We start from the raw sequence: 16665 nt of genomic DNA on the forward strand, positions 1-16665 counted from the left end.
AGTGAATTGGTTTGTCAATTGTCAGTGGCTGTCATTAGCCTCGCGGTATGACTAGTCAGACCACCATCGACACGACGGGGCCGGGGGGCGGGGCACCGGCGGATCCGTCGGACGCCACGCCGGGCAAGGGGCTGCGCGGGCACCCGTGGCTCACCCTCATCACCGTCGCAGTGGGGGTCATGATGGTGGCCCTCGACGGCACCATCGTGGCCATCGCCAACCCGGCGATCGGCAAGGACCTGGGCGCCTCCTGGTCGGATCTCCAGTGGATCACCAACGCCTACTTCCTCGCCCTCGCCGTCTCCCTGATCACCGCCGGCAAGCTCGGTGACCGCTTCGGTCACCGGCAGACGTTCCTCATCGGCGTCGCGGGCTTCGCCGCGTCCTCGGCCGCCATCGGGCTGTCGAAGGGCATCACGGCGGTCATCGTCTTCCGTGTCTTCCAGGGCCTGTTCGGCGCGCTGCTGATGCCGGCCGCGCTCGGCCTGCTGCGGGCCACCTTCCCGGCCGAGAAGCTGAACATGGCCATCGGCATCTGGGGCATGGTCATCGGCGCGTCCACCGCGGGCGGCCCGATCCTCGGCGGTGTGCTCGTCGAGCACGTCAACTGGCAGTCGGTGTTCTTCATCAACGTGCCGGTCGGTGTCCTCGCGTTGGTCCTCGGCGGGCTCATCCTGCTCGACCACCGCGCCGAGAACGCCCCGCGCTCCTTCGACCTGCTCGGCATCTTCCTGCTGTCCGGCGCGATGTTCTGTCTCGTCTGGGCTCTGATCAAGGCCCCCGAGTGGGGCTGGGGCGACCTGAAGACCTGGGCGTTCATCGTCGGCTCGCTGGTCGGCTTCGGGCTCTTCGCCGTCTGGGAGACGAAGGTGAAGGAGCCGCTGATCCCGCTGGCGCTGTTCCGCTCCGTCCCGCTGTCGGCGGGCGTCGTCCTGATGGTCCTGATGGCCATCGCCTTCATGGGCGGTCTGTTCTTCGTGACGTTCTACCTCCAGAACGTGCACGGCATGAGCCCGATCGACGCCGGCCTGCACCTGCTGCCCCTGACCGGCATGATGATCGTCGGCTCCCCGCTCGCCGGCGTGATGATCACCAAGTTCGGCCCCCGTATCCCGCTGGCCGGAGGCATGGCGTTCACCGCGATCGCCATGTACGGCATGTCCACGCTGGACGCGCACACGGGCAGCGGCGTGATGTCCGTCTGGTTCGCCCTGCTGGGCCTCGGCCTCGCACCGGTCATGGTCGGCGCGACCGAAGTCATCGTCGGCAACGCCCCGATGGAGCTGTCGGGCGTCGCGGGCGGTCTCCAGCAGGCCGCCATGCAGATCGGCGGCAGCCTCGGTACGGCCGTGCTGGGCGCGGTCATGGCCTCCAAGGTCGACAGCGAGTTCGCCGGCAACTGGGCGGAAGCGGGGCTGCCGCCACTCACCCCGGCCCAGTCGGAGCAGGCCACGCTGGCCGTTCAGCAGGGCGCCGCCCCGGTGCCCGAGGGCACGCCCGAGCAGATCGCCGCGAAGATCGCCGAGGTCGCGCACACCACGTTCATCGACGGTATGAGCCTGGCCTCCCTGACCGCCGCGGGCGTGGCGGCCGTCGCCATCTTCGTCGCCTTCCTCACCAAGCGCGGTGAGAACGCCGAGGCCGGCGCGGGCGCGGCGCACATCTGACGGTCCCCGGCGGCCCGTTCGCTCATCAGGGTGAACGCGGCCGCCGAACCCTCCCCTTCGGCACCCACCGCAGGTCACAGTAAGTCAAGTCCTCCGCAGGGCACGGAGGAAGGACGCTGCGGCGCGCTGCCGGAGGGGGGTGGCGCGCAGGCAGCGGAATGACCGCGTACCGACGGGGTACTCGCCATGTCGTACCCGAAAAGAACCCCAACCGATCGAGGGTTTACGGGAGTTGATGATGGCGAGCTTCGGACACGGTACGCGCAGGCACCCCCGCTCACGTGGCCGGACGTGGTCACGGGCCGGGACGGATCGCGCGACACTCGGACTCATCGGAGTCATCTGCGCCGTAGCGGGCTTCTTCGTGCTGGGGATCGTGCTCGGTCCCGCGGCGATGGTCTGCGGCTGGCTCGCCATGGGCCGCACCTGGTCGGGCTCCCGCCCCACCGCGGCCGTGATCGCCCTGGTCCTGGGCGCCATCGACACGCTCCTGGCCGTCCTGTGGCTGTCCGGAGCGGCCACCCCGGGCGTGGGCATGTTCTGACCCGGCGTGACAAGGGAAGGGCCTCCGGCGCCACGACCGGAGGCCCACCTTTGTGTACGGCCTTTGTGTACGGAGATACGAAGCGCTGAACAGCGGCCGCTACGCGTCGCCGCCCGCGGCCCCCGGGTCGGCGGCCGACACGTCGAGCAACTGGTAGCGGTCGATGGCCTGCTTGAGCACCGACCGGTCGACCTTGCCCTCACGGGCCAGCTCGGTCAGCACCCCCACCACGATCGACTGCGCGTCGATGTGGAAGAAGCGCCGCGCCGCACCTCGGGTGTCGGCGAAGCCGAAGCCGTCCGCGCCGAGCGACTGGTACGTCTGCGGCACCCAGCGCGCGATCTGGTCCGGGACGGCCCGCATCCAGTCGGACACGGCCACGACCGGCCCCTGCGCACCCGCCAGCTTCCGCGTCACGTACGGCACCCGCTGCTCCTCCTCCGGGTGCAGCAGGTTGTGCTCCTCGCACGCCACGGCCTCGCGCCGCAGCTCGTTCCAGGAGGTCGCAGACCAGACGTCGGCCTTGACGTTCCACTCCTCGGCCAGGATCTTCTGCGCCTCGACCGCCCAGGGGACCGCGACACCGGACGCCAGGATCTGCGCCGGGATCGAGCCGGCCGTGCCCTCGCTGAACCGGTGCAGGCCCTTGAGGATGCCGTCGACGTCGACGTTGTCCGGCTCGGCGGGGTGCTGGATGGGCTCGTTGTAGACGGTCAGGTAGTAGAAGACGTCCTCGCCGTGCGGGTGCTCCTCGGAGCTGCCGTACATCCGGCGCAGGCCGTCCTGCACGATGTGCGCGATCTCGAAGCCGAACGCCGGGTCGTAGGCGACGCAGCCCGGGTTCGTGGACGCCAGCAGCTGCGAGTGGCCGTCGGCGTGCTGGAGGCCCTCACCGGTCAGCGTCGTACGGCCCGCGGTCGCGCCCAGGACGAAACCGCGCGCCAGCTGGTCGGCCATCTGCCAGAACTGGTCGCCGGTGCGCTGGAAACCGAACATCGAGTAGAAGACGTAGACCGGGATGAGCGGCTCGCCGTGGGTCGCGTAGGCGGAACCGGCCGCGATCAGCGACGCCGTGCAGCCCGCCTCCGAGATGCCGTCGTGCAGCATCTGGCCGTTCGGCGCCTCCTTGTAGGCGAGCAGCAGGTCCCGGTCGACGGACTCGTACTGCTGGCCGAGCGGGTTGTAGATCTTCGCGCTCGGGAAGAACGAGTCCATGCCGAACGTGCGGTACTCGTCCGGCGCGATCAGCACGAACCGCTTGCCGATCTCCTTGTCCCGCATGAGGTCCTTCAGGAGCCGCACAAAGGCCATGGTCGTCGCGATGGACTGCTGGCCCGAGCCCTTCTTCACGGTCGCGTACGTCTTGTCCTCGGGCAGCGCCAGCGGCTTGGAGCGGACCACGCGCGTGGGGACGTAACCGCCTAGCCCCTTGCGGCGGTCGTGCATGTACTGGATCTCCTCCGAGTCCCGGCCCGGGTGGTAGTACGGCGGCACACCGGACTCCAGCTCCTTGTCCGGGATCGGCAGGTGCAGACGGTCGCGGAAGCGCTTGAGGTCGTCGACCGTCAGCTTCTTCATCTGGTGCGTGGCGTTGCGGCCCTCGAAGTTCGGGCCCAGCGTCCAGCCCTTGATCGTCTTGGCGAGGATCACCGTCGGCTGGCCCTTGTGCTCCACGGCCGCCTTGTACGCCGCGAAGATCTTCCGGTGGTCGTGGCCGCCGCGCCCCAGGTGCAGGATCTGGTCGTCGGTCATGCCCTCGACCATCGCCCGCAGCCGGTGGTCGTCGCCGAAGAAGTGGTCCCGGATGTACGCGCCGGTCTCCGTGGCGTACGTCTGGAACTGTCCGTCCGGCGTGGTGTTCATCCGGTTGACCAGCACGCCGTCGCGGTCCTGGGCGAGCAGCGGGTCCCAGCTGCGGTCCCAGACCAGCTTGATCACGTTCCAGCCGGCCCCGCGGAAGATCGACTCCAGCTCCTGGATGATCTTGCCGTTGCCCCGCACCGGGCCGTCGAGGCGCTGGAGGTTGCAGTTGACGACGAAGGTGAGGTTGTCCAGGCCCTCGCGGGCGGCGATGGACAGCTGGCCCAGCGACTCCGGCTCGTCCATCTCGCCGTCGCCCAGGAACGCCCAGACCTGCGACTTCGAGGTGTCGGCGATCCCGCGCGCTTCCATGTAGCGGTTCATCCGCGCCTGGTAGATCGCGCCGATCGGGCCGAGCCCCATCGACACCGTCGGGAACTCCCAGAAGTCCGGCATCGACCGCGGGTGCGGGTACGACGACAGCGCGTGCGGGGCCTTCGACTTCTCCTGACGGAAGCCGTCCAGGTGCTGCTCGCTGAGCCGGTCCAGCAGAAAGGCGCGGGCGTAGATGCCCGGCGAGGCGTGCCCCTGGAAGAAGACCTGGTCACCGCCCAGGCCGTCGTCCTTGCCGCGGAAGAAGTGGTTGAAGCCGACGTCGTAGAGGGAGGCGGAGGACGCGAACGTGGCGATGTGGCCGCCGACGCCGATGCCGGGGCGCTGGGCCCGGGAGACCATCACCGCCGCGTTCCAGCGGGTGGCGTTGAGGACCTTGCGCTCGATCTCCTCGTTGCCCGGAAAGAACGGCTCGCTCTTGGTGGGGATGGTGTTGACGTAGTCCGTGCTGCGCATCTCCGGCACGGCCACGCGCTTCTCGCGGGCCCGCTCGATCAGCCGCAGCATCAGATAGCGGGCCCGCTCCCGGCCGCGCTCGTCGACGGCGGCGTCCAGGGAGTCGAGCCACTCCTGCGTCTCTTCGGGATCGAAGTCAGGAACCTGACTCGGAAGGCCGCCAATGATGATCGGGTTGCGATCGGATGCGGAAGCCACGCTGTTCCTTACCTGTCAGAGGGCCTGCGAGGGCCGCTGTTTCGCTGTCGTCGCCGGGGCGTCGTCGCTGGGGGGCGCGCCGCTCCCATGGTCCACCTCGGGGCCGGGAAACGTCATCTCTACCCGGCGGTAACCCAGACGTGAGATCGACTCCTCGACGTGTGGGGGACGTACGGGGCGAATACCTTCGAGTCTCGTACCCACAGACGATTCCCAAACGCCCAAACAGGGCAGAAAGGTGTGGTGTGCGTCACCTCGGACCATGATGGTGTGCCTGAAGTTGCGGTGACACCGCCAGGATCGTCACCGTTTCGGCGGTCTGAACGGCCGGGTACTTGCGCGATCCGTCCCGCCCGTGTGGACTACGGCCAATGCTTCGCGCACGCGCGTGGCTGAGTTATTCCCAAGACATGATCAGGAGGCAACCCGTGAGCGCGACCGCGGACCACGCGGAGGAGCGGACGAACCCTGCCGCCAGGCTGGGGTTCCAGCCCGGGCAGGTGGTCCAGGAGATCGGCTACGACGACGACGTGGACCAGGAGCTCCGCAAGGCCATCGAAGGCATCATCGAGGCCGACCTGGTGGACGAGGACTACGACGACGTGGCCGATGCCGTTGTGCTGTGGTTCCGTGACGACGACGGCGACCTGACGGACTCGCTGGTCGATGCCACCACGTACATCGAAGAGGGCGGCGCGATCCTGCTCCTCACGCCGAAGACCGGCCGTTCGGGGTACGTGGAGCCGAGTGACATCTCGGAAGCCGCCACCACGGCAGGCCTCACGGCGTCCAAGAGCGTCAGCGTCGGCAAGGACTGGAGCGGCAGCCGGCTGGCGACGCCGAAGGCCGCCAAGTCCAAGCGCTAGGGTCTGTCGTTTGGATCAGATCGGCCATGAGTGACTGTGCCTGTCGGCCGACCCCGAGCGGGGCGTGGTGCGTGCAGCTGCAAGGCGGAGGAGGGCGGCAACGCGGAGCGTTGACAACCGACGACAACGCCGCAGATGTGCGTGCCACGCCCCGCGACGCCGACATGATCCAAACGGCAGGCCCTGGCCGTACGGCGGGCGGGCCGGCGTCGTCGGCCCGCCCATCGGCCTGCCCCGGTGGCTGCGTAGGGTGGTCCCACCCGAAAAGCCCCACGAAGGGACACCCACAGCGATGGCGATCCAGGTCGGCGAGAAGGCCCCCGACTTCGAGCTCAAGGACAATCACGGCCGGACCGTACGGCTGTCCGAGTTCCGGGGCCACAAGAACGTGGTGCTGCTCTTCTACCCCTTCGCCTTCACCGGCGTGTGCACCGGCGAGCTGTGCGAGCTGCGCGACAACCTGCCGCAGTTCTCCGACCGCGACACCGAGCTGCTCGCCGTCTCCAACGACTCCATCCACACCCTGCGCGTCTTCGGCGAGCAGGAGGGCCTGGAGTACCCGCTGCTGTCCGACTTCTGGCCGCACGGCAACGTCTCGCGCGCCTACGGCGTCTTCGACGAGGACAAGGGCTGCGCCGTGCGCGGCACCTTCGTCATCGACAAGGAGGGCGTCGTGCGGTGGACCGTCGTCAACGGCCTGCCGGACGCGCGCGACCTGAACGACTACGTGAAGGCGCTCGACTCCCTGTGACGCCGGTCGGGCGGCATACGCCCGACACCCGCTGAAATCTGGGCTCCAGGGCCTGCGAGGGGCGGGAACCCGTTACTAGGATCGACTCGTTGATCCGACATCCGAGCACAACGGGGCATCCGCCCCTGGACACCAATGGAGGACTCGTGGGAGTCAGCCTCAGCAAGGGCGGCAACGTATCGCTGAGCAAGGAGGCGCCGGGCCTGACCGCGGTCATCATCGGTCTGGGGTGGGACGTCCGCACCACGACCGGCACGGACTTCGACCTGGACGCCAGCGCGCTGCTGCTGAACAACTCCGGCAAGGTCGGCAACGACCAGCACTTCATCTTCTTCAACAACCTCAAGACCCCGGACGGCTCCGTGGAGCACACCGGTGACAACCTCACCGGTGAGGGCGAGGGCGACGACGAGCAGATCAAGGTCAACCTCGCCACCGTCCCGGCCGACGTGGAAAAGATCGTCTTCCCGGTCTCGATCTACGACGCCGAGACCCGCCAGCAGTCCTTCGGCCAGGTGCGCAACGCGTTCATCCGCGTCGTGAACCAGGCGGGCGGCGCCGAGATCGCCCGGTACGACCTGAGCGAGGACGCCTCCACCGAGACCGCCATGGTCTTCGGTGAGCTCTACCGGCACGGCGCGGAGTGGAAGTTCCGCGCCATCGGCCAGGGCTACGCCTCGGGCCTGCGCGGCATCGCGCAGGACTTCGGCGTGAACGTCTGAACCACCCGAAGGGCCCCGGCGACGGGGCCCGAAAGGTCTTCTCGTCCGGCGCCGCACGGTTTACGTGCGGCGCCGGACGTGCAGGACCACCTCAGTGACACCACCGGGCCTGTGGCCCCAAGGGGAGGGACAGCATCATGGGCGTCACGCTCGCCAAAGGGGGCAATGTCTCCTTGTCCAAGGCCGCGCCGAACCTCACTCAGGTGATGGTCGGGCTCGGCTGGGACGCGCGCTCCACCACCGGAGCACCCTTCGACCTCGACGCCAGCGCCCTGATGTGCAGCAGCGGGCGCGTGCTCGGGGACGAGTGGTTCGTCTTCTACAACCAGCTCACGAGCCCCGACGGCTCGGTCGAGCACACCGGCGACAACCTCACCGGCGAGGGCGACGGCGACGACGAGTCGCTGCTGATCGACCTCCCCAAGGTGCCGCAGCAGTGCGACAAGATCGTCTTCCCCGTCTCGATCCACATGGCCGACGAGCGCGGCCAGACGTTCGGCCAGGTCAGCAACGCCTTCATCCGCGTGGTCAATCAGGCCGACGGCCAGGAGCTCGCCCGCTACGACCTCAGCGAGGACGCCTCCACGGAGACCGCGATGATCTTCGGCGAGCTCTATCGCTACCAGGGCGAGTGGAAGTTCAGGGCCGTGGGACAGGGGTACGCGTCGGGGCTGCGGGGCATCGCGCTGGACTTCGGGGTCAACGTCTCATAACGCGTTATGAGCAAAATCCGGGGCCCAGTGGGGTGCCCAGGGGGGACGACTAGACTTCGGCTTCAAAAGTTCGTAAAGCCGGGTACGGCGCGGGGGAGCCCCGTACACACACGATTGGGTAGCCAGTGGTTCTGAAAACCTTCGGGTGGTCGTTCGCGGTCACCGCGCTCGGCCTGGTCGCGGCGGTCCTGTTCGGCGGGTGGACCGCGCTCGGCATCGTCGCGATCCTCTCCGTCCTCGAGATCTCGCTGTCCTTCGACAACGCGGTGGTCAACGCCGGGATCCTGAAGAAGATGAATGCCTTCTGGCAGAAGATCTTCCTCACCATCGGCATCCTGATCGCCGTCTTCGGTATGCGACTGGTCTTCCCCGTCGTGATCGTCGCGGTCAGCGCCCAGCTGGGCCCGATCAAGGCCGTCGAGCTCGCCCTGAACGACAAGGACCGCTACCAGCAGCTGGTGACCGACGCTCACCCGTCGATCGCCGCCTTCGGTGGCATGTTCCTGCTGATGATCTTCCTGGACTTCATCTTCGAGGACCGGGACATCAAGTGGCTCGGCTGGCTGGAGCGCCCGCTGGCCAAGCTCGGCAAGGTCGACATGCTGTCGGTCTGCATCGCGCTGATCATCCTGCTGATCTCGGCGATGACCTTCGCCACCCACGCCCACCAGCACGGCGGCACCCACGTCGACAAGGCGGAGACGGTTCTGCTCGCCGGCATCGCCGGTCTGATCACCTACATGATCGTCGGGGGGCTCTCCGGTTACTTCGAGGACAAGCTCGAAGAGGAGGAGGAGCGCGAGCACGAGGCCGAGGAAGAGGCCGAGCGCACCGGCAAGCCCCGTTCCGCCGTCGCGCTGGCCGGCAAGGCCGCGTTCTTCATGTTCCTCTACCTAGAGGTCCTGGACGCGTCGTTCTCCTTCGACGGTGTGATCGGTGCCTTCGCCATCACCAACGACATCGTCCTGATGGCCCTCGGCCTCGGTATCGGCGCCATGTACGTCCGTTCGCTGACGGTCTACCTGGTCCGCCAGGGCACCCTGGACGACTACGTCTACCTGGAGCACGGCGCGCACTACGCCATCGGCGCCCTCGCCATGATCCTGCTGGTCACCATCCAGTACCAGATCAACGAGATCATCACCGGCCTCATCGGCGTCGTTCTGATCGCCGCCTCCTTCTGGTCCTCCGTCCGCCGCAACAAGGCGCTGGCGGCGGCCGAGGGCAAGACCGGCTCGGACGAGAAGACTGAGGTCTCGTCCGGGGTGTGACACCCCTCCCAGTGAGGAACGCTCTGTGCGGGGCGGTTACCGAGGACTCCTCGGCGGCCGCCCCGTTCGGTCGTCATGGGCCGTGGGTACGGGCGATGACCCGCGGTCTCCAAGTGAACGTGGGGGCGGAATGGGCCTGTTCGACGGACTCCGGCGCGGCGATGTGCAGTTCGACTCGGGCGACGCGTCGACCAACGCGATCGAACTGACCAAGCGGCGGGCGCAGATATCACTCACCAAGCAGGGCGCGGCCACCGGCCACCTGCGCGTCAACCTGAGCTGGCGGATGCGCACCTCCGACATCGGCGGCTCCCAGCGCGAGAGCCTGCTGCGCCATCCCTTCCGGGCGCTGAAGCCACCCGAGGTCGTCGGCCACAGCCAGAGCATGGTCAACGTCGACCTCGACCTCGGCTGCCTCTACGAACTCCAGGACGGCAGCAAGGGTGTCGTCCAGCCCCTGGGCGGCTACTACGGCGACGTCAACGCCGCGCCGTACGTCAAGCTCAGCGGTGACGACCGGTTCGGCTCCGGGTCCGGCGAGACGATGTACATCAACCTCGACCACCGCGACAGCATCAAGCGGCTGCTGGTCTTCGTCTACATCTACGACCAGACGCCCGCCTTCGACCGCACGCACGCCAGCGTCACCCTCTACCCGAGCAGCGGCCCTCGTATCGAGGTCCACCTCGACGAACGCCAGCCGCAGGCCCGGTCCTGTGCCGTCGTCATGATCGAGAAGGTGAAGGACGAGATCGTCGTCCGCCGGGAGGCGAAGTTCGTCTACGGCTTCCAGGCCGAGCTCGACCGGCTGTACGGGTGGGGTCTGCAGTGGGGGCGCGGCTACAAGTCCAAGGTCGACCGCTGATCACGCCGCCCTGGGTGAAGGTCAGCGCCTAGCGTCCGATGAACTGCGGGCCCTGCGGGGGCAGCTGGAAGTCGGAGTCGGGGGCTGCCGTGAGGGGCGGCGGGTAGCCGTAGCCGCTCTGCGCGCCCGCGGCGCCCGCAGCGGCCGGTGCCTGCGGGTAGCCGTACGCGGGCCGTCCGGTGGGCTGCGGGTAGCCGTAGGCCGGCTGCGTCGTCGGCGGCTGCTGCGGGTAGCCGTACCCGGCCTGGGCCGCCGTGGCGGGCTGCTCCGGGGGCAGCGGCAGGGAGACCTCGGGGGACTGCTGCGCGGGGCCGGCGGTCGTCGGCTGCGCGGGCGTGTTCGTGGTGGGAGGAGCGGGGACCGTGGTGGTCGCCGCCTCGTCCAGCGTCTCCGACTCGTCGACCGAGATGCCGAAGTCCGTGGCCAGCCCCTTCAGCCCGTTCGAGTAGCCCTCGCCGAGCGCCCGGAACTTCCAGCCCTCCCCGCGCCGGTACAGCTCGCCGCAGATCAGCGCGGTCTCCTCGCCCGTCTCCGGCTTGACGTCGAAGTACGCCAGCGCCTCCGCGCCCGTGTCCGCGGCGTCGTACAGCAGGATGCGCAGGTCCTGCACACGGTCGAACGTCACACCGTCCGCCGACGCGACGAGCAGAATACGGCCGACCTCCGACTCGACACCGGTGAGCTCTGTCTGGATCGTGTCGGTCAGGCCCTCGGCGACCCGCTTCTTGCCGAGCCGCCACACCTTTCCGGCCGGGTGCCGGGGCTGGTTGTAGAAGACGAAGTCCTCGTCGGAGCGCACGCGGCCGCCGGGGCCGAGGAGCAGCGCGGAGGCGTCGACGTCCGGAACCCCCTGCCCGGGCGTCCAGCGCAGCACGGCGCGCACCGTGGTGGCTTCCAGCGGGACGTTCGACCCCTTCAGCATCGCGTGCGTCATGCGGTCATCCTGCCTGCTCGGTCCTGCTCACGACAACGCGGGGGGCCACGGTCACGAGCGGCGCCGACGGCCGTCGGGGACTACCGTCGTCATGGCCGGGCCTCGCTGTGCTTGCCCGCGTTACCTGAAATTCATGCCCGACGGGAACCTCAGACATGGACTTCTACGTACTATTACCGGCCAGCTTTCATCGATTCGCAGGCCGCACCACCACCACGGGGGAGTTCCATGCGTCATTTCGGGCACGTCGCCCCTGAGGTGCGGAAGCGTCTCTTCCACCGCGAGCCGGGCGTGTTCACCCCGGACTCCCCGGCCCGGCTGCTCGCGGTCGCCCTGGGCGCCACGCTGTACAGCCCGGCCACCAGGCAGCGCCTCGCCGACGACGTCCTCAAGCAGGCCGGACGCGGTGTGGTGTCGATGGTGCTGTGCCTGGAGGACTCGATCGACGACGCGGACGTCGGCCCCGGCGAGGAGAACCTCGTCCGCCAGCTCACGGCCCTCGACGACCTCCCGGACGCCGATCTGCCACTGCTGTTCATCCGGGTCCGCACCCCCGAGCAGATACCCGACCTGGTGCGCCGCCTCGGCCCCGCCGTACGGCAGCTGTCCGGATTCGTACTGCCCAAGTTCACCGAGGAACGCGGCATCCCCTTCCTGGAAGCCATGGCCACCGCCGAGGCCGAAAGCGGACGCCGCCTATTCGCCATGCCCGTGCTGGAGTCCCCGGAGCTGCTCTACCGCGAGTCCCGCGTGGAGACCCTGGAGGGCATCTCCCGCACGATCGACAAGTACCGCGACCGCGTCCTCGCCCTGCGGCTCGGCGTGACGGACTTCTGCTCCTCCTACGGGCTGCGCCGCGGCCCCGACATGACGGCCTACGACGTGCAGATCGTCGCCTCCGTGATCGCCGACGTGGTGAACATGCTGGGCCGCGCCGACGGCACCGGCTTCACCGTGACCGGGCCCGTGTGGGAGTACTTCCGGGTCCAGGAGCGCATGTTCAAGCCCCAGCTGCGGCAGAGTCCCTTCCTTGAGGTGCAGGCCGCCGAACTGCGCGAGAAGCTGATTGAGCACGCCATGGACGGCCTGCTGAGGGAGATCTCCCTGGACCATGCCAACGGCCTGCTGGGCAAGACCTGCATCCACCCCTCGCACGTACTGCCGGTGCACGCCCTGTCGGTCGTCAGTCACGAGGAGTTCACCGACGCCCAGGACATCCTGCGGCCCGAGCGCGGTGGCGGGGGTGTGCTGAGATCGGCGTACACGAACAAGATGAACGAGGTGAAACCGCACCGGGCCTGGGCCGAGCGGACCCTGCTGCGCGCCGAGGTTTTCGGTGTGGCCAACCAGGACATCGGCTTCGTGGAACTGCTGGCGGCGGGTCTGCCGGGCTGACGGCTCGACGCAAGGGACCCATGGAGAAGGCTGAGAAGGCAGTGAACGAGGGGGAGCATCAGGTGTGCGACGAGGGTGACCGCGTCTGGTCCGGCAGCTGGGTCGCCGAGCGGCTCGGCGTCGAGCTCGTCGGCGACGACCCGCTGACCGGCCTGCTGGGGCTGGCGCTGCGCCGCAACCCCAAGCGGGCCCATCTGCTGGTGTCGAACGTGCTCGGCAAGCATGTGCCGCAGTCGCCGTCCGTCGTCTACGGCTACGGCGTCGAGCTCGGCCGCCGGGTGCGAGAGCTGCTGGGCGCCGAGGAGGCGGGCAGGGCCGTCGTGCTCGGCTACGCGGAGACCGCGACGGGCCTCGGTCACTCCGTAGCCGACGGGCTGGGTCTGGCCCCCTACCTGCACTCCACCCGCCGCCCGGTCGCCGGTGTCGCGACGGCCGGCGGCTTCGAGGAGGCCCACTCCCACGCGACGTCGCATCTGCTGCTGCCGGAGGATCCGGCGCTGCTCGCGGGGGACGGGCCGCTGGTCCTGGTCGACGACGAGTTCTCCACGGGGAACACGGTGCTGAACACCGTGCGCGACCTTCATGCCCGGTATCCGCGGCGGAGGTATGTCGTGGTGGCGCTGGTGGACATGCGGTCCGCTGCCGACGCGGGGCGGCTGGAGGAGTTCGCGCGGGAGATCGGTGCGCGGGTGGATCTCGTGGCGGCGGCTTCGGGGACCGTTCGGCTGCCCGAGGGGGTGCTGGAGAAGGGGCAGGAGCTGGTGGCGCGGTACGAGTCCGAGAGTGCGGCGGAGGGTTCGTCGGCGGGTGCGGCGCCGTCGTGGCCGGTCGCGCAGTTCCCCGCGCCCCCAAACGGCGGCACCGCCCCCCTGGGGGCGCGGGGAACTGCGCGATCAGCCCCCACCGGCCACCCGGACGACTGCCGGATAGACCTGCACTGGCCCGCCGGCCTGCCCGACGGGGGCCGGCACGGGTTCACCCCCGCGCATCGGAAGCTCCTGGAAGACGCCCTCCCCGCGATGGCGGCCAGGATCGCCGAGGCCCTGCCGCACAACGCCCGCCGCGTGCACATCCTCGGCTTCGAGGAGCTGATGTACGCGCCGCTCCGGCTCGCCCGGGAGCTGGAGCGGAGCGCCGACGTCGAGGTCCGCTACTCCACCACCACCCGCTCACCCGTCCTGGCCGTCGACGACCCCGGCTACGCGATACGCACCCGCCTCGCCTTCCCCGCCCACGACGACCCCGCCGACGGCCCCGGCGAGCGCTACGCCTACAACGTCGCCGGCGCCGGATTCGACGCCGTCGTCGCGGTGGTCGACTCGGCCGGGGACACCCCCGCCCTGCACGCGCCCGACGGTCTGCTGGCCCGCCTCGCCGCGCACACCCCGAGGGTCCTGCTCGCCGTCATACCGTCGTACGCCCCCGAAAGGCCCTCCATGCTGCCCGAGCCCCTCCGCGGCCCCGCCTTCTCCTCGTACGCGCCCGAGGAGGTCGGCTGGCTGCTCCAGGACCTCTCGGACGTGACGCTGGAGGCACCGACCGAGGAGCGCGAGGAGGCCATCCAGAGCGGCGGCGCCCACTACGCCGAGTCGCTGCCCGTGGAGTACCAGCCCAGCGAGCGGTACCAGGAGCTGTTCCACGCCGCGCTGACGGACTCGGCGGCCCGTATCGCCCAGGCCGTCGGCGTCGTCACCGAGACGGTCCTCGCCGAGCGGTCCCCGCGCCCCGTGCTGGTCTCCCTGGCCCGCGCGGGCACTCCGGTCGGCATCCTCATGCGCCGCTGGGCTCAGCACCGGCACGGCCTCGACCTGCCGCACTACGCCGTGTCGATCGTCCGCGGCCGGGGCATCGACGCCAACGCGCTGCGCTGGCTCGCCCGGCACCACGACCCCCGGGACGTCGTCTTCGTCGACGGCTGGACCGGCAAGGGCGCCATCACCCGCGAACTCGCCCAGGCCCTGGAGGAGTTCGAGAAGTCCGACGGCGTCACCGGCTTCGACCCCGAGATCGCCGTGCTGGCCGACCCGGGCTCCTGCGTCCGCACCTACGGCACCCGCGAGGACTTCCTCATCCCCTCCGCCTGCCTCAACTCCACCGTCTCCGGCCTGATCTCACGGACCGTGCTGCGCGCGGACCTGGTCGGCCCCGACGACTTCCACGGCGCGAAGTTCTACCGCGAACTCGCCGGCACGGACGTCTCGGTGGCCTTCCTGGACACCGTCGCCGCCCGCTTCCCCGAGGTCACGGACGCCGCCTGCGCCCAGGCCAAGGAACTGCTCGCCACCGACCGCTCACCCACCTGGGAGGGCTGGGCCGCCGTCGAGCGCATCAGCGAGGAGTACGGCATCCACGACGTGAACCTCGTCAAGCCCGGCGTCGGCGAGACCACCCGGGTCATGCTGCGCCGCGTGCCCTGGAAGGTCCTGGCACGCGCCGGGGCCGGCCGCGACCTCGACCATGTACGACTGCTGGCCGAGCAACGCGGCGTGCCCGTGGAGGAGGTCGACGCACTGCCCTACACCTGCGTCGGCCTGATCCACCCCCAGTACACCCGGGGCGCGACCGGCGCCGACGGCAAGGCGGTGTCGGTCTGATGCCCGTACTCGTCGCCAGTGACCTCGACCGCACCCTGATCTACTCCGCCGCCGCCCTCGCGCTGACCATGCCGGACGCGCGGGCGCCCCGGCTGCTGTGCGTGGAGGTGCACGAGAGCAAGCCGCTGTCCTACCTGACGGAGACGGCCGCGCGGCTGCTCACCGAACTCGGTGACGAGGCGGTGTTCGTGCCCACGACGACCCGGACGCGCAAGCAGTACCAGCGCATCAACCTGCCGGGCCCGGAGCCCACGTACGCGATCTGCGCCAACGGCGGCCATCTCCTGGTCGACGGCGTCTCCGACCCCGACTGGCACGCGCGGGTCACCGCGCGGCTGGCCGACGAGTGCGCGCCGCTGTCCGAGGTGCGGGAGCACCTGCTGAGGGCCGCCGACCCGGTCTGGGTGCGCAAGCACCGCGTCGCCGACGACCTCTTCGCCTATCTCGTCGTCGAGCGCGAGCTGCTCGACGAGGACTGGGTGAAGGAACTCGCGGTGTGGGCGGAGAACCGCGGCTGGACCGTGTCCCTCCAGGGGCGCAAGATCTACGCCGTTCCGAAACCGCTCACGAAGAGTGCGGCGATGCGGGAGGTCGCGCGGCGGACCGGGGCCGGTCTCACGCTCGCCGCGGGTGACTCGCTGCTCGACACCGACCTGCTCCTCGCGGCGGACCAGGGCTGGCGGCCGGGCCACGGGGAGCTGGCCGACACCGGCTTCACGGCTCCCTCGCTCAGAGTGCTTCCCGACCGGGGTGTCCTCGCCGGGGAGCGGATCCTGCGGGAGTTTCTGGGGGCAGTGCGGGGCGCCTGAGAACTCGGGTGTCCTGGTCGTCCTGCGCCTGCGGCGCCGTCGTGGCCGTTCGCGCCCCGTCAGGGCGTCGCAGCAGTCGTACGGCGATGAACGCCACCACCGCGACCGCCGCCACGGCCAGGACCACCTTCGAGTACGTCGACACGATGTCCGAGACCTGGTGCCAGTTCGCGCCCAGGAAGTAGCCCGCCAGGACGAACACCGTGTTCCAGATCGCGCTGCCCAGTGTGGTCAGGCCCAGGAAGACCGGCAGGCGCATGCGTTCGACGCCCGCCGGGACGGAGATCAGGCTGCGGAAGATCGGGATCATCCGGCCGAAGAACACCGCCTTGGTGCCGTGCTTGAGGAACCACGCCTCGGTCTTCTCGATGTCCGAGACCTTCACCAGCGGCAGCCGGGCCGCGATCGCCACCGTCCGGTCACGGCCGAGCAGCGCGCCGACGCCGTACAGCGCGAGCGCGCCGATCACCGAGCCGGCCGTCGTCCACAGCAGGACGGCGAGCAGGCTCATCCGGCCGCTGCTCGCGGCGAACCCGGCCAGCGGCAGGATCACCTCGCTGGGCAGCGGCGGGAACAGGTTCTCCAGGGCGATGGCGAGACCGGCTCCCGGCGCGCCCAGCGCGTCCATCAGGTCGTTGACCCACTGCGGTCCGGCGTCCGCTGCGATGGCTGTCATGCCACCACGCT

Annotated in this window: 14 protein-coding genes; 11 read left to right on the forward strand and 3 right to left on the reverse strand. The window is 69.6% G+C overall.

Annotated features, from left to right (window positions below; all coding sequences use genetic code 11):
* Positions 1-47 precede the first annotated feature (47 nt).
* Both ACFZDE_RS08365 and ACFZDE_RS08370 read left to right on the forward strand, forming a co-directional pair.
* Complete coding sequence (locus tag ACFZDE_RS08365; protein ID WP_390997293.1) at positions 48-1667, forward strand: DHA2 family efflux MFS transporter permease subunit; 1620 nt, start codon at positions 48-50, stop codon at positions 1665-1667.
* A gap of 235 nt (positions 1668-1902) precedes the next feature.
* Positions 1903-2211: a small hydrophobic protein gene (locus ACFZDE_RS08370; protein WP_391198480.1), complete on the forward strand. Its 309-nt coding sequence runs from the start codon at positions 1903-1905 to the stop codon at positions 2209-2211.
* Between the two features lie 99 nt (positions 2212-2310).
* Here the strand turns inward: ACFZDE_RS08370 and aceE are convergent, their stop codons facing one another.
* Positions 2311-5058, reverse strand: a complete 2748-nt coding sequence (gene aceE / locus ACFZDE_RS08375) for a pyruvate dehydrogenase (acetyl-transferring), homodimeric type (RefSeq protein ID WP_390997299.1) — start codon at positions 5056-5058, stop codon at positions 2311-2313.
* Between the two features lie 428 nt (positions 5059-5486).
* On the opposite strand from aceE, the gene ACFZDE_RS08380 reads away from it, so the two are divergent.
* From ACFZDE_RS08380 to ACFZDE_RS08405, 6 genes are all read left to right on the forward strand, one after another.
* Positions 5487-5924, forward strand: a complete 438-nt coding sequence (locus tag ACFZDE_RS08380; RefSeq protein ID WP_031104104.1) for a DUF3052 domain-containing protein — start codon at positions 5487-5489, stop codon at positions 5922-5924.
* Between the two features lie 292 nt (positions 5925-6216).
* Entirely contained in the window at positions 6217-6675 is a 459-nt protein-coding gene (locus ACFZDE_RS08385) for a redoxin domain-containing protein (RefSeq protein WP_390997303.1), read from the forward strand.
* Positions 6676-6821: 146 nt separating this feature from the next.
* Entirely contained in the window at positions 6822-7397 is a 576-nt protein-coding gene (locus ACFZDE_RS08390) for a TerD family protein (protein ID WP_248500862.1), read from the forward strand.
* A gap of 137 nt (positions 7398-7534) precedes the next feature.
* Positions 7535-8110, forward strand: a complete 576-nt coding sequence (locus ACFZDE_RS08395) for a TerD family protein (RefSeq protein ID WP_390997306.1) — start codon at positions 7535-7537, stop codon at positions 8108-8110.
* Positions 8111-8235: 125 nt separating this feature from the next.
* Positions 8236-9381, forward strand: a complete 1146-nt coding sequence (locus ACFZDE_RS08400; RefSeq protein ID WP_391198483.1) for a DUF475 domain-containing protein — start codon at positions 8236-8238, stop codon at positions 9379-9381.
* A gap of 130 nt (positions 9382-9511) precedes the next feature.
* A complete protein-coding gene (locus ACFZDE_RS08405; protein WP_031104111.1) occupies positions 9512-10246 on the forward strand; it encodes a Tellurium resistance in 735 nt (244 codons plus the stop codon).
* Positions 10247-10274: 28 nt separating this feature from the next.
* Here ACFZDE_RS08405 and ACFZDE_RS08410 read toward each other — a convergent pair whose 3' ends face one another.
* Complete coding sequence (locus tag ACFZDE_RS08410) at positions 10275-11180, reverse strand: TerD family protein (RefSeq protein ID WP_390997313.1); 906 nt, start codon at positions 11178-11180, stop codon at positions 10275-10277.
* A gap of 228 nt (positions 11181-11408) precedes the next feature.
* Here ACFZDE_RS08410 and ACFZDE_RS08415 point away from each other — a divergent pair, with 228 nt between their 5' ends.
* Genes ACFZDE_RS08415 through ACFZDE_RS08425 form a run of 3 tightly spaced genes read left to right on the forward strand, consistent with a single transcriptional unit; the run spans position 11409 to position 15978 of the window.
* Complete coding sequence (locus ACFZDE_RS08415) at positions 11409-12575, forward strand: HpcH/HpaI aldolase/citrate lyase family protein (protein ID WP_390997315.1); 1167 nt, start codon at positions 11409-11411, stop codon at positions 12573-12575.
* Positions 12576-12595: 20 nt separating this feature from the next.
* Entirely contained in the window at positions 12596-15169 is a 2574-nt protein-coding gene (locus tag ACFZDE_RS08420; RefSeq protein WP_391198486.1) for a phosphoribosyltransferase domain-containing protein, read from the forward strand.
* Positions 15169-15978 (forward strand): HAD family hydrolase, encoded by an 810-nt coding sequence (locus ACFZDE_RS08425; RefSeq protein ID WP_390997321.1) that lies wholly within the window; start codon positions 15169-15171, stop codon positions 15976-15978. Before ACFZDE_RS08420 ends, ACFZDE_RS08425 begins: the two co-directional genes overlap by 1 nt.
* On the opposite strand, the gene ACFZDE_RS08430 is transcribed toward ACFZDE_RS08425, so the two are convergent.
* Entirely contained in the window at positions 15899-16654 is a 756-nt protein-coding gene (locus ACFZDE_RS08430) for a VTT domain-containing protein (RefSeq protein WP_391198489.1), read from the reverse strand. The genes ACFZDE_RS08425 and ACFZDE_RS08430 overlap by 80 nt on opposite strands.
* Positions 16655-16665: the final 11 nt, after the last annotated feature.

The organism is Streptomyces sp. NPDC007929 (genome assembly GCF_042959065.1).
In the GTDB taxonomy this organism is placed as follows: Bacteria; Actinomycetota; Actinomycetes; order Streptomycetales; family Streptomycetaceae; genus Streptomyces.